The following is an 18,861-nucleotide window of genomic DNA, read 5'->3' on the forward strand; positions in this document are numbered from 1 at the left end:
CTTGCCCGCGTCAAATGGTTTGTTTAAGAAGCGCACTTTATAGCATTTGCAAATCATATATCAAATATGGAAGTTTTTTTTCGAGGTTTTTCGTCAATTATTCTTAACTTTTACGAAACTTTGATATAATAACAAACGTATATATTAGTAATTTACGGCTTATTTTCCTTGTGAGCGTAAAAATAAATGTGACTATCTTCACATTTTGATGAGTAGGAGTGAATCGTGTGGCAATTTCTTTAGAAAAAGGTCAACGAATTGATTTAACAAAAGGAAAAGCCGGTCTGTCAAAATTGATGGTCGGTCTCGGCTGGGACCCAGTGTCCTCAGGCGGAGGATTCTTCAGCAAACTGCTTGGCGGAGGCGGTCCGAATATCGACTGTGACGCTTCAGTGCTGATGCTGGAAAACGGAAAATTCACCGATAAGAAAAACCTGATTTATTTCGGCAACCTGAAAAGCCGCTGCGGCGGTGTACAGCATACAGGCGACAACCTGACGGGTGACGGTGCAGGCGATGACGAGCAAATTATGATAGATTTAGATAAAGTGCCTGCAAACATTGATAAGCTTGTATTTGTAGTGAACATTTACGATTGTGTCAGAAGAAAACAAGATTTTGGCATGATTCAAAATGCGTTTATCCGCGTAGTTGATCAATCTAATCACGAGGAAATGCTCAAGTACAATTTGAGAGACAATTACGCCGGCAGAACAAGCCTGATTACAGCAGAAATCTACCGCAGCGGCAGTGAGTGGAAGTTTGCGGCGATCGGTGAAGGCACAAACGATACGAGATTAGAAGATATTATCAGCCGATATGTATAAAAGAAAAGGAGTGGATGAAACATGACAATTTCATTGGCAAAAGGACAAAAAGTAGATTTAACAAAAACAAATCCGGGTCTTTCAAAGGTTGTTGTCGGTTTAGGTTGGGATACGAACAAGTATGACGGCGGACACGACTTTGATCTTGACTCAAGTGTGTTTCTGTTAGACGCCGCAGGCAAATGCGCGTCACCAAACGACTTTATTTTCTACAACCAGCTTGAAGGCGGCAACGGTTCAGTCGTTCATTCAGGCGACAACCTGACTGGTGCTGGCGAAGGCGACGATGAGAATGTAAAAGTAAATCTCAGCGCTGTACCGGCAAACATTGATAAAATCTCATTTGTTATTACCATTCACGATGCAGAAGCGCGCAGCCAAAACTTTGGACAAGTATCAAACGCGTTTGTCCGCATCGTAAATGAAGAAACAAATGAAGAGCTCATCCGTTACGATCTTGCAGAAGATTTCTCTATTGAAACGGCAATCATTGCAGGGGAGCTTTACAGACATAACGGCGAGTGGAAATTCTCAGCAATCGGCTCAGGCTACCAAGGCGGCCTTGCCCGCATTGCAACAGACTACGGTTTGCAAGTCGGTTAAGACAAATACGAAGAGCAGAAAGGAGAGAGGCAGTATGGCCATTCAATTATCAAAAGGACAGCGCATTGATTTAACAAAAACAAATCCGGGACTGACTAAAGCGATGATCGGCTTAGGCTGGGATACAAACAAGTACTCCGGCGGACACGATTTTGACCTGGATGCTTCGGCCTTTTTAGTTGATGCGCATGATAACTGCGTAAATGATCTCGATTTCGTCTTCTATAATAACCTTGAACATCCGAGCGGCGGTGTCATCCATACGGGTGACAACCGCACGGGTGAGGGCGACGGAGATGATGAGCAGATTATCGTTGATTTCTCAAAAATCCCTGCTCACATTGAGAAAATCGGCATCACAGTGACCATTCACGACGCTGAAGCACGCAGCCAAAACTTTGGACAAGTTTCCAATGCATTTGTCCGCGTTGTGGATGAAGAAACGCAGAATGAGCTTCTTCGCTTCGATTTGGGAGAAGACTTCTCCATTGAAACAGCTGTTGTCGTTTGTGAGCTTTACAGACACGGCGGCGAGTGGAAATTCAATGCGATCGGCAGCGGATTTTCCGGCGGGCTGGCTGCATTGTGCCGGAATTACGGTTTGCAAGTGTAAGCGAGTGACCAAATAGAGAAGTCACCGTTTCAAATTAATAGGAGGAAAAAACTTGGACTTTTTACATCATATTTTGTCTACGTATGCTTCATTTTTCGATTGGAAAATGTGGGGGGAAGTTCTGACTGATCCTGTTTCCTGGGGTTTGATCGGTTCCCTTGTTGTTCTGGAAGGCCTTTTATCGGCCGATAACGCGCTTGTTCTTGCGGTCATGGTTAAACACCTGCCGGAAAAACAGCGGAAAAAAGCGTTAACGTATGGTTTGTTTGGAGCTTATATTTTCAGGTTTATTTTCATCGGGCTCGGTATGCTTCTCATTAAATTCTGGTGGATCAAGGTGCTTGGCGCGCTTTACCTGGCTTGGCTCGTCATTAAGCACTTCTGGATTGGCGAAAAAGAAGAGGAAGCGGACGGCATCAAGAAAAACTCTTGGATGGTCCGCACGTTTGGGATCTTCTGGGCGACTGTCATTTCAGTAGAATTAATGGATCTTGCCTTCTCTGTGGACAGCATCCTGGCCGCGTTTGCAGTATCTGAAAAAGTATGGGTGCTTCTGATCGGCGGTATGCTTGGTATTTTAATGATGCGTACAGTGGCAAAAGTGTTCCTTGTGCTGATTGATAAAATTCCTGAGCTGGAAAACACAGCATTCGTCTTAATCGGCATTATCGCGCTGAAAATGGCGGGGAGCGCTTTCCATTACGAAATGCCGCACTCTGTATTCTTCATCATCATTATCGCTGCATTTGCGGTAACATTGATCATTCACTACATCAATAAACAAAAGCAGGTGCGCGAACAAACAGCCGCTTCAAAAGAAGAATAAAACAAAACAAGGAGGGAGGTTCAATGTCCTTCCTTTTTTGTTACCGAAATATCGTTCAATGACAAACCGGAAAGGAGGATATGATGAGACAAGAAGAACTAACCATTCATAAAGCACTTCCGGCTGATGGCGATTGGAAAAGCCTGCTGTTTCAGCCATTGCCGGAGCGGGATCACTATGAAACTGCACAAGGCCTTTCTTTTTCTCGTCTTGCCGGACAGATATTGGGCACGCCTATTGATGAGACGGACTACTATAACGAGCTGTATGAGCTGTCTGTAAACGACCGCATAACGATTTTGAGTGAAACGCTTGATAAAACAATCGAACCGGAAACATTTCAAAAGCTTCAGCATATTCATTCCATCAATCAGAAAGAAAAAGGGCTGTCAGTCAGCCGCTTTGTTGCCTTTCTGGACGGGGAAAAGCTGATTGCGAAGCACTCAAATCCCTTGATGCACCGCCATTTAAGAAAAGCGTTGATGACGCTTTTACATACCTTTGCGGACAGTCATGAAAAGGGGCTGAATCATCCTGATTTTCGCAGAGTGCTGCTTGATGTCTCGAAGTTTTCCTTAAACCATCTGAACCCTTGGCTGGAAAAAACCGATATAGAGCGGGAGATGCCGAAGGTTGTTTGGTATGGAGATGCGACGAAAAGCCAGCTCTATTTCTTATATTATCTGATGCTAGTCGGCTGTGATGTACTACTGTTCCATCCGGCGGGAACCGATCAGCTGGCGCTTGTCGATCCGAAGCAGGATCTCAGTTTTACGGAAAAGCTCCCGGATGTTTCGGAGCTTCAGCCGTTTCCGAAAGAAAAACCAGACCGGAAATCAACAGTGGCTTACCGCTCAACAAAGGAAATTGAACATGTGCTGAATCACGAGGAATCCATGCTGTATAAGCCGTGGCAGTTCAGAGATCACACACCGGTGTCCGTTACGCTGAAAACGACCTATGATGAATTGTTTTTAATCACGAAAGAACGCGCCTTTATTCGGCCGAATTTCAAAGCAGATAAAAATTCCATTGAGATTCCGAATGTATTCGCCAAAATTATGGGCGTGTCGAAAGACAATAAGGAATATTGGAACAGGCTTCATACTCTAGCGGATTATCAGGAAACAGAAATGGTAAGAAGCTTTCCATTTACAGAAGAAATAAAGTCGAACTATCAATTTCACTACAGCCACGCACTTGATCAAGAAGGGAACATTGATCCGGACAAGCTGATGGCAAGCAATGTGTGGCAGTACAAACAGCTGCCGGCAGGCGTTCAGACTGCCATTGCCAAAACGATTTCGAGAATGTGCAGGCACCCGCGGCTTAAGGCTTTGCATCAGGAACAAGTCAAGGATGTTCAAATCTATTTGTTTAAACAAACAACAAACCTGCCTGCTAATCTGCTGAAATTGATTCAAATGTTCGACTATGCGCAAACCGTTCCGAAACTTGTTTTATATCATACGGAAATGAGCGGCGGACTCACGCGTTCGGATGCTGCCGCCCTGCTGTTCCTGAATGAAATCGGAATCGATATCATCATTTATAATCCGCCCGGACACCAAGATATTGAGCAGTTTATTGAAGAGGATCAGTATGATATCCACTGGCTGGATGACATGGTGTTTCAGCAGGACTACAAAGAGCCTTCGCTTGTGAAAAGGCTCTTCAGAACTATTACCCAAAAATAAGGAGAGAAGAAAAGCATGACAACAGAAAATCAAAATCCGCTTGTTCTCGATAAAAATGAAGAGATTTCCCAGCAAAAAGCTGACGATATCCGTCTTCAGCTCCGTCAGGAACCAGAAGTGAAGCGGCTTGCTCAACAAATTGACGTCAAAAACCAAATGGAGCTGCTTGAGTACGGCAAGGAGCCGGCCGTTGAAATATCCAAGTTCTCTGACCGCATCTTAGGGATGATGAAAACAACAAGCGTGACAGACTCCGGCACAATGCTGACTCAGCTTGGGAAAATCATGGACCGCTTCGACAAAAATGATTTTGATGAGCCAAAGGGATTAATGGCGAAGATTTTCAAACGCGGCGGCAGCATGATTGAAAAAATCTTTAAAAAGTATCAGACACTTGGCGGAGAGATTGAAAAAATCCACGTTGAGATTTCTAAATACAAAGATGAGATGACGAAGACGAACTACACGCTCGATGAAATGTATGAAAACAATATCAAATACTATATGGAGCTTGAAAAATACGTCGTTGCCGGGCAGATGAAACTGGAAGAGATGCAGTCGATCCTTCCTTCATATGAGGAAAAAGCGGCAAGCGGGAACCAGCTGGCGCAAATGCAGCTCGATACGTTGCGCAACGGCATTCAGGCGCTTGAGGAACGGGTGTATGATCTGGACATGGCACGGATGGTGGCGCTTCAAACTGCACCTCAAATCCGTCTCCTGCAGCGAGGAAATGCAAAGCTGATCGGGAAAATCAACTCCGCGTTTATCATTACCATTCCGATTTTCAAAAACGGCATTATTCAGGCTGTTACGGTAAAGCGGCAAAAGCTTGTGGCTGATTCCATGAGCGAGCTTGACCGCCGGACAAACGAGATGCTGAAACGAAATGCTGAAAACATCTCGAGCCAAAGTGTTGAAATTGCGAGAATGGCCGGCAGACCGAGCATAGATATTGAAACGATTGAATCGTCTTGGAACACGATTGTCAGCGGCATGCAGGAAACAAAACAAATCGAAGAAGAAAACAAGCGCCTCCGCGAAGACGGCGCGAGACGAATTGCCCAGCTTCAGGATAATATTAAAAAAGCAGCATTGCAGCAATAATAAAAACCCCGCTTGTGGAACATAAGCGGGGTATTTCAATTACATCATTTAGTTAATGACAATGTGTAAAGACAGGTGTAAACTTAAACGGTAATCATTTTGCATATCAGAGGTGTTGGCAATGGGAAAACAACAGCCTATATCCCAGCGTAAACTGCTGGGCGTCGCCGGTTTGGGGTGGCTGTTTGATGCAATGGATGTCGGAATATTATCGTTTATTATCGCCGCGCTCCATGTAGAGTGGAATCTGTCGCCCGAAGAAATGAAATGGATCGGAAGCGTCAATTCCATCGGCATGGCTGCGGGTGCGTTTTTGTTTGGTTTGCTTGCTGATCGAATCGGCCGCAAAAAAGTGTTTATCATCACCCTTTTATGCTTTTCCATCGGAAGCGGCATTTCCGCTTTTGTGACAAGTTTATCGGCATTTCTAATCCTTCGTTTCGTGATTGGTATGGGACTTGGCGGCGAGCTTCCAGTCGCTTCAACACTCGTTTCGGAAGCGGTTGTGCCTGAAAAGCGGGGCAGAGTGATTGTGCTTTTGGAAAGCTTTTGGGCCGTGGGCTGGCTCGCAGCGGCCTTGATTTCTTACTTTGTGATACCAAGCTTCGGCTGGCAGGCTGCACTTCTGTTAACTGCGCTGACTGCTTTTTATGCGCTGTACCTGCGGACGAGTCTGCCTGATTCGCCGAAATATGAATCGCTTTCTGCCAAAAAGAGGTCGGTGTGGGAGAATGTAAAAAGCGTCTGGGCAAGACAGTATATACGGCCGACCGTGATGCTGTCGCTCGTTTGGTTCTGTGTGGTGTTTTCTTATTACGGCATGTTCCTATGGCTCCCGAGTGTCATGCTGCTGAAAGGCTTCAGCATGATTCAAAGCTTTGAATATGTCCTGCTGATGACGCTTGCTCAGCTACCGGGCTATTTCTCTGCCGCATGGCTGATTGAAAAAGCGGGCCGGAAGTGGATACTCGTCATTTACTTGATTGGCACAGCAGGAAGCGCCTATTTCTTCGGAACGGCGGATTCCTTAAGTCTTCTGCTTACGGCTGGAATGCTGTTATCGTTTTTCAATCTCGGTGCATGGGGCGTGCTGTATGCTTATACCCCGGAGCAATACCCGACTGCGATTCGAGCAACAGGTTCAGGAACGACAGCAGCGTTTGGAAGAATCGGCGGCATCTTCGGGCCTTTGCTCGTCGGAACTCTGGCAGCCCGTCATATTTCATTTTCGGTCATCTTTTCAATCTTTTGCATTGCAATCTTACTCGCGGTTGCTTGTATTTTGATTATGGGGACAGAAACGAAACAAACTGAGCTAGAATAGGAAAAGCACCTCTTGAAAGAGGTGCTTTCAGCGTGTCGACAAACCCTCGCATTCGTTGTCAGGACTGCGCTTCGGTGCTCAATGCGAAGTGGATCAACGGCTAAATTCTCAGGCGTCCTGCCTAAACGCCGTCGTCATCACATCCTGTGAATGTCCGCTCCTATGCTCGTCCTTCCTAGACTTCAAGGGTTTTCAATCACGCTGAAAAGATTTTGTCAACAATCTGAGGCACCTCTTGAATGAGGTGCTTTTTTACAATTGCGCCCGGGCTGTGGATTGGCGTTTCCCGGTTTTACTGATTGTCTGGTAGAGCGTCATAGAAAGTATGAACAGAATGGCAGTAAATCCTGTGACAGCTCCGAAATGCTGTGTGCTTTGATATAAAAAACCTGCAATACTTGTACCGACAGTGGTTCCGGCATACATAGCGGCATTGGAAAGGGAAGCGATGGTTCCTCGCGCATTTGGTGCAATGGATTGAAAGACACCCATCATTAACGGAAAGATGATGCCAGCTGTAAAGAACGTGAGAAAAAAGCCGGCTTCTACTAAAAACAAGTTTGGAAAGAACGGAAGAGCGAAATAGAGAGCGCCCATTAGCAGCATCCCGCTGATCAGTGTTTTAAACATGCCCAGCTTTTCTGAAACCCGGCTGCCGATAAGGCTCCCGAGCATATTTCCCAGTCCGAGTACAAGCATAGCTGCGCCAATTTGTGACACGGTTAAATGATAATCCGCGGAAAGCCAAGTACCCAGAAAGCTGAACGATGCGAAGTTTCCGGTTTGAAACAGAAAATAGGCAAGCAGAATGACCGATATTTTCGGCAATGAAAAAAGCTCCCGATAGGGGTTGACAATTGATGGGCGCGCCAATGGTTCAGAAGGCCGGATGCCAGGCATGACCGCCGCCAGGATCAATAGAAGAATAAGCGAGCACGCTGACAAAACGAAAAATGGCGTATGCCATGTAAAGGAAGCGAGAAACCCTCCAATAGGAAGTCCGAGCATTTGTGAAGCGGCCAAACCTGCTGTCGCAATCCCCATGCCTTTTATGATCTGAGAAGGCCGGACAATGACTGGGATGGACGCCCAAATTTGAGGCGTCACAAACGCAGCGCTAACGCCTGCGGCAAAACGGAACAGGCACATGGCGGCAAAAGAGGGAGCGATGCCGCATAAAAACGTGGATACGATAAAGCCTGCAAGTCCCCACAGCATGACTGTTTTCCTGTTCAGCCGGTCTGAGATTGGGCCTGCAATGAAAGCGAAGAGCGCATAACCGAGTGCATAAGCACTGACCATCCAGCCTGACAAATCAGTAGAGACATGAAACTGATTCTGTAAAAGGGGGAGAAGCGGCGAAAGCAAAAAGGTATCCGTGCCAATGACAAACATGACACTGAAGAAAAGCCAAATGCGATTCAAATTTTATCACTCCTATTGTTTTATAACTTTGAAACTATGAAACAAATATGTATAGAGAAAACCCTTTGTTAGAGGGTTTCCAAAAAGCCAGGCAGGTATGTGTGAAAGGTGTCTTCACGCAGACTGACGTATTTTGTCCGCGAATCTTTCCGGGTTGACGTCAATCCCGCTTCACGCAGCGTTTTAAAATGATAAGATGCCGTGGTTTTGACAATATTGCACTTTTCACCTACTTCACCGCAGCTGAGTTCTTTTCCGCTGACATAAAGCGTACGAATAATGGCAAGCCTTGATTCATCAGACAGTGCTTTAAAAATTTGCGCTCTGATTTGATCATCTGATTGTTTCATAGTCATGAAACTATAATACATAATTGATGTTGAAAAAGCAACTTATTTTTCCAGTAAAGGAGCAGGAAGTCATAAGAGGAAGAAGGAATTCAATTCCAATAAAAGCGTTTTCAACTAAAGATAGGCGAAAAATCACCCGTAAAATACAATCATATAGGAGGATTACAGAGCATTTAGAAGCATAAATAAGATCATGTGGTCACATGGATGTTTATAAAGAAATGGTACAGAATAAAAGAGAATATGCTGTTTGTGTGGGAAGTTACATAAATGTTACGGTAATAAAGATTGCTTAATATGGAGGGAAAATATGAGTGTAGATGAGAAACCAATTAAGATAAAAGTCGAGAAAGTCTCTAAGATTTTTGGGAAACAAACAAAGAAGGCAGTTCAAATGCTTGCCAACGGAAAGACAAAAAAAGAGATCCTGAAAGCAACCGGATCAACCGTTGGGGTTAATCAGGCAGATTTTGAAGTATATGATGGTGAGATATTTGTCATCATGGGTCTATCAGGGAGCGGTAAATCAACTTTAGTACGGATGTTAAACCGGCTTATTGAACCGACTGCCGGAAATATTTACATTGATGGTGACATGATAACAAATATGTCTAAAGACCAGCTCCGGGAAGTCCGCCGGAAAAAAATCAGCATGGTCTTCCAAAAGTTCGCTCTGTTCCCGCACAGAACGATACTTGAAAACACAGAATACGGACTGGAACTTCAAGGTGTAGACAAACAAGAGCGGCAGCAAAAAGCGCTTGAGTCTCTTAAGCTCGTCGGGCTCGAAGGATTTGAACACCAATATCCAGACCAGCTTTCCGGCGGGATGCAGCAGCGTGTCGGCCTTGCCCGCGCGTTGACAAATGATCCGGACATCCTTCTGATGGACGAAGCGTTCAGTGCGCTTGATCCACTGATTCGTAAAGATATGCAGGATGAGCTTCTTGATCTTCACGATAATGTCGGAAAAACAATTATCTTTATTACGCATGACCTGGACGAAGCGTTGCGGATCGGCGACAGAATTGTCCTAATGAAGGACGGCAATATCGTTCAAATCGGCACGCCTGAAGAAATCCTGATGAATCCATCTAACGAATATGTTGAGAAATTCGTCGAAGATGTTGATTTGTCTAAAGTCCTCACAGCAGGCCACATTATGAAACGCGCTGAAACAGTGCGGATTGATAAAGGGCCTCGCGTAGCATTGACACTGATGAAAAACCTTGGAATTTCTTCAATTTATGCAGTGGATAAACAAAAGAAATTGTTAGGTGTTATCTATGCGTCTGATGCGAAAAAAGCGGCTGAGTCTGATTTGTCACTTCAAGACATCTTGAATACAGAATTTACGACTGTACCAGAGAATACGTATCTGACTGAGATTTTTGACGTTGTGTCCGATGCGAATATTCCAATTGCGGTTGTGGATGACAAGCAAAGAATGAAAGGAATTGTCGTAAGAGGCGCGCTGATTGGCGCACTTGCCGGCAATAACGAGTATATCAATGCTGAAGGCACTGGCGAACAAACACAAGATCCTTCTGTACAGGAGGTGAAGTAAGATGGATAGACTGCCTAGAATACCTTTAGCAGATATCATTGACCGTTTTGTTGACTGGATTACGATGACGTTTGGCGGATTCTTCGACGGAATTGCAAACGGATTGGCCGCTTTTGTAAATGGAATTGTCACCGGTCTTGGATTTATTCCATCTATTTTGTTAACGATTATTTTCGCCGCACTTGCTTGGTGGATCAGTACAAGGGGAATTGCGTTATTTACGTTGATTGGATTCCTCCTGATCGATTATTTAGGATATTGGGACCCAATGCTGCAAACATTGGCGCTTGTTTTGACATCTGTGATTATTTCGATTGTGGTCGGGGTTCCGATCGGAATTTGGGCGTCTCAGAAAGAAACGGTTCGCCGTATTGTAACGCCAATTCTTGATTTAATGCAGACAATGCCTGCTTTCGTATATCTATTGCCGGCGATTTTCTTCTTTAACATCGGTGTTGTGCCGGGTGTTGTTGCATCTGTTATCTTCGCGATGCCGCCGACAATCCGCATGACTGTTCTCGGTATTAAACAAGTGCCGGCGGATTTGATTGAAGCGACTGAGGCATTCGGTTCTACAACAGCTCAGCGTTTGTTTAAAGTTCAGCTTCCGCTTGCGACAAAAACGATTTTGGCCGGAATTAACCAGAGCATCATGCTTGCGTTATCAATGGTTGTTATCGCCGCAATGGTCGGTGCACCGGGACTTGGTTCTGAAGTATACAGTGCCGTTACACAGCTGAAAACCGGGGTCGGAGTAGAGGCCGGTATCGCCATCGTTATCGTTGCCATTACGCTGGACCGTATTACTCAAAATATTAAAGTGAAGAAGAAAAGCAGGGGGAATGCCTGATGCTTAAAAAAATCATCGGCATCGGCGTTTCCGCCATGCTGGCGCTCTCACTTGCGGCTTGCGGTTCAGAAAACGATAAAAATGCATCCGCAGCAGAACAGGTGAATAAGACCATCATCGGGATTGACCCCGGTTCAGGGATTATGTCCCTGACTGACAAAGCGATGAAGGATTATGACCTGAATGACTGGACATTGATTTCAGCGTCAAGTGCTGCGATGACCGCTACGCTTAAAAAGTCATACGACCGTAAGAAACCGATTATCATTACAGGATGGACACCGCACTGGATGTTCTCTAGATATAAGCTGAAATATCTCGATGATCCGAAACAATCTTATGGCAGCGCAGAGGAAATCCATACGATCACACGCAAAGGCTTCAGCAAAGAACAGCCGAATGCCGCAAAGCTTCTGAGCCAGTTTAAATGGACGCAAGACGAAATGGGCGAAATCATGATCAAGGTGGAAGAAGGCGAGAAACCAGCCAAAGTTGCTGCTGAGTACGTCAATAAACACAAGGATCAGATTGCCGAATGGACAAAAGGCGTTCAAAAGGTGAAGGGAGACAAAATCAACCTTGCCTATGTGGCGTGGGACAGTGAGATTGCAAGTACAAACGTCATAGGCAAAGTCTTAGAAGACTTGGGCTATGAGGTAACACTTACTCAGGTAGAGGCTGGGCCGATGTGGACTGCAATTGCGACGGGAAGTGCGGATGCATCACTTTCCGCATGGCTGCCGAATACCCATAAAGCATACGCCGCTAAATATAAAGGCAAATATGACGATATTGGCACCAGTATGACTGGTGTGAAGATGGGGCTTGTTGTTCCTCAATATATGAAAAACGTCAACTCAATTGAAGATTTGAAGAAGTAATGAAGAAAGCAGCCTGTAGCCAGGCTGCTTTTTTTGCGTTAAGAAGCGTTAGCGGCAGCAAGTGATTCCGCCTTCTGAAATGTTTTGAGCACGGCATTCGCTAAAATGTGAATGCCGTTGAACATCGCATTTCTGTCAAAGGTCATGTGCGGATGATGGAGCCCCGGCTGGAGCCCGCAGCCTAGTCCGAGCATCGTTGTTTTCAGATTCGGCACCTTCACGGCGTAAAAATGGAAATCCTCTCCGCCGGTAGTGACAAGCGGGTCATCAAGCCGCTCAGCCCCGATGATATCTGTAATGGCTTCTGCCATGATCGCTTCAGCTTCTTTGTTTTGTGTTGCCGCAGGAAGGCTGTGTTCTTTTTGCAGCTCGATTTTTGCGCCGAATGCAGCGGCGGCCGCTTCACAGGCTCTTTCTGTTTCGGCGATTAACGCCTCCATGGCTTCATTGGTCTGTGCGCGCAAATCAAGGCTGAACGATGCTTTTCCTGGAATGATGTTAGAGCTTTCACCGCCGGCTTGAAGTTTTGTCATTTTGACGGTATGCGGGATTTGCGGGTCAATATGAATGAGTCCGAGCTTATGTACAAGAAATGCCGCAATTTCAATGCTGTTTTTCCCGAGGTGCGGACGGGCGCCATGAGCCTCTTCCCCGATGATCGTTCCCTCAATGTGCTGGCTTGATCCGTGCAGAATAGACGGAGCGCAGCGGCCGTTCTGTGTTTCCTGGATCGGACGGACGTGAACGCCATACAAATAGTCGATATCATCAAGCACGCCTTCTTCTATCATTTTCAAGGCGCCGCCGCCTTTTTCTTCTGCCGGCTGAAAGATAAAACGGATTGTGCCCTTCGGAAGCTCAGGTTGTTTTTTGAGCAGCATTAACGTGCCCAATGCCATTGTCATATGTGAATCGTGTCCGCAGGAATGGTTGGCGCGAAATGTGCCGTTAACCTCCTGCCACAGCGCGTCAATATCAGCGCGTACCGCTACAACAGGTGAGCCTGAGCCGATTTCGCCGACAACCCCGGTGCAGTCTGAAAACGTGCGCGTCCGGCACCCTAAATCCTCAAGCTTTTGTTTCAAAAATGAAGTTGTCTCATATTCCTTCCAGCTGACTTCAGGGTTCGCGTGCAGATGCTCGAAGATGTCCATAATGGTTTGTTTCATGTCTTCTGAAAGCTTTTGCATGGTAAGAAATACCTCCTTCTATCAGAATGAATTTTTACCTTCTTTACTTTATTTATATTGAAACAGGAAGAGAGGCTGTATATAATATAGCACATATTGCTACTATTCAGAATAATTAATATTTTCAAATAGAGGGGATGGATCGAAATATGAGTATGCCAGCAGCCGAAACACAGCCTAAGAAAAAACGTATGACATTTAAAATGCCTGACGCCTATGTCCTCTTATTTATGATTGCTTTCATTTGCGCAATCGCTTCATATATTGTGCCGGCAGGTGAATTTGACCGCGTGACAAAGGGGGATGTCACGACCGCTGTTCCGGGAAGCTATCATTCAATTGAACAGTCTCCGGTCAGCTTGATCAGCTTTTTTACTTCTCTACAGGATGGAATGGTTGGATCAGCACCCATCATCTTTCTGATTTTATTCACAGGCGGCACCATTGCTATTCTAGAAAAAACGGGTGCCATCAATGGCCTGATTTACAATGTCATCAGCAAATTCCGCACAAAGCAATTATTATTTATTTGTATTGTCGGCGCATTGTTCTCCATTCTCGGAACAACCGGGATTGTCGTGAATTCAGTTATCGGTTTTATCCCCATCGGCCTCATTGTGGCACGATCCTTAAAATGGGACGCAGTCGCGGGAGCCGCTGTTATATACATCGGCTGCTACGCTGGATTTAACTCCACCATATTATCACCGTCACCGCTCGGTTTATCACAATCAATCGCGGAGCTCCCTCTTTTCTCAGGAATCGGCCTGCGAGTTGTGATATACATATGCTTTTTGCTGTCTTCTATTATTTATATCTATTTGTATACGAGAAAATTAAAAAAATCAAAAGATGCCAGTGTGTTAGGAACAGATTGGTTCCCTGCGGCAGGAATGGGCGAAGCCGGTAAAGAAGAAGATCAGTCAGTGCCGTTTACCGTTCGCCATAAGCTGATTTTGGCTGTGGCGGGACTCTCACTTGTCGGATTTTTATACGGCGCTTTGAAGCTTGGCTGGTCAGATTCCCAAATGGCTGCGACATTTATTTTTATTTCTGTCCTTGCCGGTTTAATAGGCGGGCTTGCGGCGAACGATATTGCCAAAACCTTCATTACGGGCTGCCAAAGTCTTGTATACGGGGCGCTGATTGTCGGGATGGCACGAAGCATTTCCGTTATCCTTGAAAATGGAAAGCTTCTCGATACTGTCGTCAATGCTTTGGCTTCACTTTTGGATGGATTCAGCCCGATTGCTGGGGCAATCGGCATGTATATCGCCAGTGCGCTGCTTCATTTTCTCATCTCTTCAGGTTCTGGCGAAGCCGTTGTATTTATTCCAATCCTGGCGCCGCTCGCTGATTTGATGGGAATCACGAGACAGGTTGCGGTTGAAGCGGTTATGCTTGGAGAAGGGGTCGTCAACTGTGTGAACCCGACATCCGGCGTTCTCATGGCGGTGCTTGCCGCCAGCGGTATTCCGTATGTCAAGTGGCTGCGGTTTATGGTGCCGCTTGCTCTGATTTGGTTCTTGATCGGGCTTGTCTTTATCGTGATCGGCGTCATGATCAATTGGGGGCCGTTTTAACGATTGCTGCCCGCCGGCTTGTACGGCGGGCTTTTGAGTTATTCATTGCAGAAGCGCAGGCTGTTATTGTAACATGTAAGCCATAAGCCATTCGTAAAAGTGCGGGAGGAAGGTCATGAATAATCTGCGTAATAGACTTTCAGGCGTGAATGGGAAAAATAAGAGAGTAAAAGAAAAAGAACAAAAAATCTGGTCGGAGATTGGGATGATAGCGGGAGCATTTGCGCTGCTTGATGTGATCATCCGCGGCATTATGTTTGAATTTCCGTTTAAAGAATGGGCTGCAAGCCTTGTGTTTTTGTTCATCATTATCTTATATTACTGCATCAGGGCTGCGGCATCCGGAATGCTCATGCCGAGAATAGACACCAAAGAAGAACTGCAAAAACGGGTGAAGCAGCAGCGAATAGAATCAATTGCGGTCGCCTTTGCGGTAGTGGTGCTTACGATGTACGACAGGGGGATTCCCCATACATTCTTCGCTTGGCTGAAAATGATTCTTCTTTTTAGCGTCTGCGGCGGCGTTCTGTTTCTGCTTCGGTATGTGATTGTGAAGCTGGCTTACAGAAGAGCGGTAAAAGAAGAAATAAAAAAGAAATCATCTTAAAAAATAGATGGTTTCTTTTTTTGTTTGGAAAGCGAGGGAAGCGTTCACAGTTTCGGGCAGCTTTTTTTATAGGAACATTGATTTGTATTCACTCTGCCAAGTTGTTTTGATAGAGTGATTGTGATAATTTTAAATGTAAGCGTTAACAAAATTCTCCAGTCTTCACATCGGTTTGAAAGGAGGAAGCGGAAGAATGAAGTAAGAGGGATTTTTGACTCCGAAGTAAGTCTTCAAAAAATCAAATAAGGAGTGTCAAGAATGTTTGCAAAACGATTCAAAACCTCTTTACTGCCGTTATTCGCTGGATTTTTATTGCTGTTTCATTTGGTTCTGGCAGGACCGGCGGCTGCGAGTGCTGAAACGGCGAACAAATCGAATGAGCTTACAGCACCGTCGATCAAAAGCGGAACCATTCTTCATGCATGGAATTGGTCGTTCAATACGTTAAAACACAATATGAAGGATATTCATGATGCAGGATATACAGCCATTCAGACATCTCCGATTAACCAAGTAAAGGAAGGGAATCAAGGAGATAAAAGCATGTCGAACTGGTACTGGCTGTATCAGCCGACATCGTATCAAATTGGCAACCGTTACTTAGGTACTGAACAAGAATTTAAAGAAATGTGTGCAGCCGCTGAAGAATATGGCATAAAGGTCATTGTTGACGCGGTCATCAATCATACCACCAGTGATTATGCCGCGATTTCCAATGAGGTTAAGAGTATTCCAAACTGGACACATGGAAACACACAAATTAAAAACTGGTCTGATCGATGGGATGTCACGCAGAATTCATTGCTCGGGCTGTATGACTGGAATACACAAAATACACAAGTACAGTCCTATCTGAAACGGTTCTTAGAAAGGGCATTGAATGACGGGGCAGACGGTTTTCGATTTGATGCCGCCAAACATATAGAGCTTCCGGATGATGGGAGTTACGGCAGTCAATTTTGGCCGAATATCACAAATACATCTGCAGAGTTCCAATACGGAGAAATCCTGCAGGATAGTGCCTCAAGAGATGCTGCATATGCGAATTATATGAATGTGACAGCGTCTAACTATGGGCATTCCATAAGGTCCGCTTTAAAGAATCGTAATCTGGGTGTGTCGAATATCTCCCACTATGCATCTGATGTGTCTGCGGACAAGCTAGTGACATGGGTAGAGTCGCATGATACGTATGCCAATGATGATGAAGAGTCGACATGGATGAGCGATGATGATATCCGTTTAGGCTGGGCGGTGATAGCTTCTCGTTCAGGCAGTACGCCTCTTTTCTTTTCCAGGCCTGAGGGAGGCGGAAATGGTGTGAGATTCTCGGGGAAAAGCCAAATAGGCGATCGCGGGAGTGCTTTATTTGAAGATCAGGCTATCACTGCGGTCAATAGATTTCACAATGTGATGGTAGGACAGCCTGAGGAACTCTCGAACCCAAATGGAAACAACCAGATATTTATGAATCAGCGCGGCTCACATGGCGTTGTGCTGGCAAATGCAGGTTCATCCTCTGTTTCTATCAATACGCCAACAAAATTGCCTGATGGCAGGTATGACAATAAAGCTGGAGCGGGTTCATTTCAAGTGAACGATGGTAAACTGACAGGCACGATCAATGCCAGGTCTGTAGCTGTGCTTTATCCTGATGATATTGCAAAAGCGCCTCATGTTTTCCTTGAGAATTACAAAACAGGTGTAACACATTCTTTCAATGATCAACTGACGATTACCTTGCGTGCAGATGCGAATACAACAAAGGCCGTTTATCAAATCAATAATGGACCAGAGACGGCGTTTAAGGATGGAGATCAATTCACAATCGGAAAAGGAGATCCATTTGGCAAAACATACACCATCCTGTTAAAAGGAACGAACAGTGATGGTGTAACGAGGACCGAGGAATACAGTTTTGTTAAAAGAGATCCAGCTTCGGCCAAAACCATCGGCTATCAAAATCCGAATCATTGGAGCCAGGTAAATGCTTATATCTATAAACATGATGGGAGCCGAGTAATTGAATTGACCGGATCTTGGCCTGGAAAACCAATGACTAAAAATGCAGATGGAATTTACACGCTGACGCTGCCTGCGGACACGGATACAACCAACGCCAAAGTGATTTTTAATAATGGCAGCGCCCAAGTGCCCGGTCAGAATCAGCCTGGATTTGATTACGTGCAAAATGGTTTATATAATGACTCGGGTTTAAGCGGTTCTCTTCCCCATTGAGGGCAAGGCTAGACGGGACTTACCGAAAGAAACCATCATAGATGGTTTCTTTTTTGTTCATAAATCAGACAAAACTTTTCTCTTGCAAAAGTTTGTGAAGTGTTGCACAATATAAATGTGAAATACTTCACAAACAAAAAGACATCAAAGAGAAACATACCCTGGAAGGATGATTAATGATGAACAAACATGTAAATAAAGTAGCTTTAATCGGAGCGGGTTTTGTTGGAAGCAGTTATGCATTTGCGTTAATTAACCAAGGGATCACAGATGAGCTTGTGGTCATTGATGTAAATAAAGAAAAAGCAATGGGCGATGTGATGGATTTAAACCACGGAAAGGCGTTTGCGCCACAACCGGTCAAAACATCTTACGGAACATATGAAGACTGCAAGGATGCTGATATTGTCTGCATTTGCGCCGGAGCAAACCAAAAACCTGGTGAGACACGCCTTGAATTAGTAGAAAAGAACTTGAAGATTTTCAAAGGCATCGTTAATGAAGTCATGGCGAGCGGATTTGACGGTATTTTCTTAATCGCGACAAATCCGGTTGATATCCTGACTTACGCAACATGGAAATTCAGCGGCCTGCCAAAAGAGCGGGTGATCGGAAGCGGCACAACACTAGATTCTGCGAGATTTCGTTTCATGCTGAGCGAATACTTTGGCGCAGCGCCTCAAAACGTGCACGCGCATATTATCGGAGAGCACGGCGACACAGAGCTTCCTGTTTGGAGCCACGCGAATGTCGGCGGTGTGCCGGTCAGTGAACTCGTTGAGAAAAACGATGCGTACAAACAAGAGGAGCTGGACCAAATTGTAGATGATGTGAAAAACGCAGCTTACCATATCATTGAGAAAAAAGGCGCGACTTATTATGGAGTTGCGATGAGTCTTGCTCGCATTACAAAAGCCATTCTTCATAATGAAAACAGCATATTAACTGTCAGCACATATTTGGACGGGCAATATGGTGCAGATGATGTGTACATCGGTGTGCCGGCTGTCGTGAATCGCGGAGGGATCGCAGGTATCACTGAGCTGAACTTAAATGAGAAAGAAAAAGAACAGTTCCTTCACAGCGCCGGCGTCCTTAAAAACATTTTAAAACCTCATTTTACAGAACAAAAAGTCAACTAACCGCAACTTTAGAGTAAAGGGCTGATTGTCA

At 45.1% G+C, this 18,861-nt stretch carries 16 protein-coding genes and 1 pseudogene; 14 read left to right on the forward strand and 3 right to left on the reverse strand.

Translation table 11 applies throughout. The features are described from left to right. The first annotated feature begins 227 nt into the window (after window positions 1-227). The 7 genes from MKX38_RS01690 (at window position 228) to niaP (ending at window position 6,997) form a co-directional block, all read left to right on the forward strand. The gene (locus tag MKX38_RS01690) at window positions 228-827 is read left to right on the forward strand and encodes a TerD family protein (protein WP_042977278.1); all 600 of its coding nucleotides are present in this window, start codon (window positions 228-230) and stop codon (window positions 825-827) included. A gap of 21 nt (window positions 828-848) precedes the next feature. Then, complete coding sequence (locus tag MKX38_RS01695; protein ID WP_003234723.1) at window positions 849-1,430, forward strand: TerD family protein; 582 nt, start codon at window positions 849-851, stop codon at window positions 1,428-1,430. A 34-nt stretch (window positions 1,431-1,464) separates the two neighbouring features. After that, a complete protein-coding gene (locus MKX38_RS01700; protein ID WP_339188404.1) occupies window positions 1,465-2,043 on the forward strand; it encodes a TerD family protein in 579 nt (192 codons plus the stop codon). Between the two features lie 52 nt (window positions 2,044-2,095). Further along, window positions 2,096-2,869: a TerC family protein gene (locus MKX38_RS01705; RefSeq protein ID WP_003234719.1), complete on the forward strand. Its 774-nt coding sequence runs from the start codon at window positions 2,096-2,098 to the stop codon at window positions 2,867-2,869. Between the two features lie 83 nt (window positions 2,870-2,952). Then, window positions 2,953-4,566 carry a YceG family protein gene (locus MKX38_RS01710; RefSeq protein ID WP_213380069.1) on the forward strand — a complete coding sequence of 538 codons (1,614 nt, stop codon included), beginning with the start codon at window positions 2,953-2,955 and terminating at the stop codon, window positions 4,564-4,566. 15 nt (window positions 4,567-4,581) lie between these two features. Continuing rightward, window positions 4,582-5,673, forward strand: coding sequence for a toxic anion resistance protein (locus MKX38_RS01715; RefSeq protein WP_003234715.1), 1,092 nt, complete (start codon window positions 4,582-4,584; stop codon window positions 5,671-5,673). 121 nt (window positions 5,674-5,794) lie between these two features. Next, window positions 5,795-6,997: a niacin permease NiaP gene (gene niaP / locus MKX38_RS01720; protein ID WP_167407821.1), complete on the forward strand. Its 1,203-nt coding sequence runs from the start codon at window positions 5,795-5,797 to the stop codon at window positions 6,995-6,997. Window positions 6,998-7,249: 252 nt separating this feature from the next. Here niaP and MKX38_RS01725 read toward each other — a convergent pair whose 3' ends face one another. After that, window positions 7,250-8,422, reverse strand: a complete 1,173-nt coding sequence (locus tag MKX38_RS01725) for an MFS transporter (protein WP_339188406.1) — start codon at window positions 8,420-8,422, stop codon at window positions 7,250-7,252. Window positions 8,423-8,490: 68 nt separating this feature from the next. Then, window positions 8,491-8,793 carry a metalloregulator ArsR/SmtB family transcription factor gene (locus MKX38_RS01730; protein WP_339188409.1) on the reverse strand — a complete coding sequence of 101 codons (303 nt, stop codon included), beginning with the start codon at window positions 8,791-8,793 and terminating at the stop codon, window positions 8,491-8,493. A gap of 289 nt (window positions 8,794-9,082) precedes the next feature. Here MKX38_RS01730 and opuAA point away from each other — a divergent pair, with 289 nt between their 5' ends. From opuAA to opuAC, 3 genes are read left to right on the forward strand one after another with little or no spacing between them, the layout of a single operon-like run. Then, the gene (gene opuAA / locus MKX38_RS01735; RefSeq protein ID WP_339188411.1) at window positions 9,083-10,339 is read left to right on the forward strand and encodes a glycine/proline betaine ABC transporter ATP-binding protein OpuAA; all 1,257 of its coding nucleotides are present in this window, start codon (window positions 9,083-9,085) and stop codon (window positions 10,337-10,339) included. A 1-nt stretch (window position 10,340) separates the two neighbouring features. Next, the gene (gene opuAB, locus MKX38_RS01740) at window positions 10,341-11,189 is read left to right on the forward strand and encodes a glycine/proline betaine ABC transporter permease subunit OpuAB (RefSeq protein ID WP_003234703.1); all 849 of its coding nucleotides are present in this window, start codon (window positions 10,341-10,343) and stop codon (window positions 11,187-11,189) included. Continuing rightward, the gene (gene opuAC, locus MKX38_RS01745) at window positions 11,189-12,070 is read left to right on the forward strand and encodes a glycine/proline betaine ABC transporter substrate-binding protein OpuAC (protein ID WP_024571579.1); all 882 of its coding nucleotides are present in this window, start codon (window positions 11,189-11,191) and stop codon (window positions 12,068-12,070) included. Before opuAB ends, opuAC begins: the two co-directional genes overlap by 1 nt. 38 nt (window positions 12,071-12,108) lie before the next feature. Here the strand turns inward: opuAC and MKX38_RS01750 are convergent, their stop codons facing one another. Beyond that, window positions 12,109-13,260 (reverse strand): M20 peptidase aminoacylase family protein, encoded by a 1,152-nt coding sequence (locus tag MKX38_RS01750; protein ID WP_029317212.1) that lies wholly within the window; start codon window positions 13,258-13,260, stop codon window positions 12,109-12,111. 149 nt (window positions 13,261-13,409) lie between these two features. On the opposite strand from MKX38_RS01750, the gene MKX38_RS01755 reads away from it, so the two are divergent. The 4 genes and pseudogenes from MKX38_RS01755 to MKX38_RS01770 all read left to right on the forward strand — a co-directional run bounded on the left by MKX38_RS01755 (window position 13,410) and on the right by MKX38_RS01770 (window position 18,830). After that, window positions 13,410-14,843 carry a YfcC family protein gene (locus MKX38_RS01755; RefSeq protein WP_003246402.1) on the forward strand — a complete coding sequence of 478 codons (1,434 nt, stop codon included), beginning with the start codon at window positions 13,410-13,412 and terminating at the stop codon, window positions 14,841-14,843. Between the two features lie 115 nt (window positions 14,844-14,958). Then, a pseudogene (locus tag MKX38_RS01760) lies at window positions 14,959-15,560 on the forward strand (DUF6773 family protein). Between the two features lie 148 nt (window positions 15,561-15,708). Continuing rightward, entirely contained in the window at window positions 15,709-17,688 is a 1,980-nt protein-coding gene (amyE, locus tag MKX38_RS01765) for an alpha-amylase (RefSeq protein ID WP_339188416.1), read from the forward strand. Window positions 17,689-17,864: 176 nt separating this feature from the next. After that, window positions 17,865-18,830 (forward strand): L-lactate dehydrogenase, encoded by a 966-nt coding sequence (locus tag MKX38_RS01770; protein WP_339188418.1) that lies wholly within the window; start codon window positions 17,865-17,867, stop codon window positions 18,828-18,830. Window positions 18,831-18,861: the final 31 nt, after the last annotated feature.

Origin of the sequence: Bacillus sp. FSL M8-0025 (assembly GCF_037975475.1) — a bacterium.
In the GTDB taxonomy this organism is placed as follows: domain Bacteria; phylum Bacillota; class Bacilli; order Bacillales; family Bacillaceae; genus Bacillus; species Bacillus subtilis.

What these genes read in the sequence shown, in the direction of transcription:
- MKX38_RS01695 (WP_003234723.1), top strand. Translation starts at nt 849, where the DNA reads ATGACAATTTCATTGGCAAAAGGACAAAAAGTAGATTTAACAAAAACA.
- MKX38_RS01700 (WP_339188404.1), top strand. Translation starts at nt 1,465, where the DNA reads ATGGCCATTCAATTATCAAAAGGACAGCGCATTGATTTAACAAAAACA.
- MKX38_RS01710 (WP_213380069.1), top strand. Translation starts at nt 2,953, where the DNA reads ATGAGACAAGAAGAACTAACCATTCATAAAGCACTTCCGGCTGATGGC.
- MKX38_RS01715 (WP_003234715.1), top strand. Translation starts at nt 4,582, where the DNA reads ATGACAACAGAAAATCAAAATCCGCTTGTTCTCGATAAAAATGAAGAG.
- niaP (WP_167407821.1), top strand. Translation starts at nt 5,795, where the DNA reads ATGGGAAAACAACAGCCTATATCCCAGCGTAAACTGCTGGGCGTCGCC.
- MKX38_RS01730 (WP_339188409.1), bottom strand. Translation starts at nt 8,793, where the DNA reads ATGTATTATAGTTTCATGACTATGAAACAATCAGATGATCAAATCAGA.
- opuAA (WP_339188411.1), top strand. Translation starts at nt 9,083, where the DNA reads ATGAGTGTAGATGAGAAACCAATTAAGATAAAAGTCGAGAAAGTCTCT.
- opuAB (WP_003234703.1), top strand. Translation starts at nt 10,341, where the DNA reads ATGGATAGACTGCCTAGAATACCTTTAGCAGATATCATTGACCGTTTT.
- opuAC (WP_024571579.1), top strand. Translation starts at nt 11,189, where the DNA reads ATGCTTAAAAAAATCATCGGCATCGGCGTTTCCGCCATGCTGGCGCTC.
- MKX38_RS01750 (WP_029317212.1), bottom strand. Translation starts at nt 13,260, where the DNA reads ATGCAAAAGCTTTCAGAAGACATGAAACAAACCATTATGGACATCTTC.
- MKX38_RS01755 (WP_003246402.1), top strand. Translation starts at nt 13,410, where the DNA reads ATGAGTATGCCAGCAGCCGAAACACAGCCTAAGAAAAAACGTATGACA.
- amyE (WP_339188416.1), top strand. Translation starts at nt 15,709, where the DNA reads ATGTTTGCAAAACGATTCAAAACCTCTTTACTGCCGTTATTCGCTGGA.
- MKX38_RS01770 (WP_339188418.1), top strand. Translation starts at nt 17,865, where the DNA reads ATGATGAACAAACATGTAAATAAAGTAGCTTTAATCGGAGCGGGTTTT.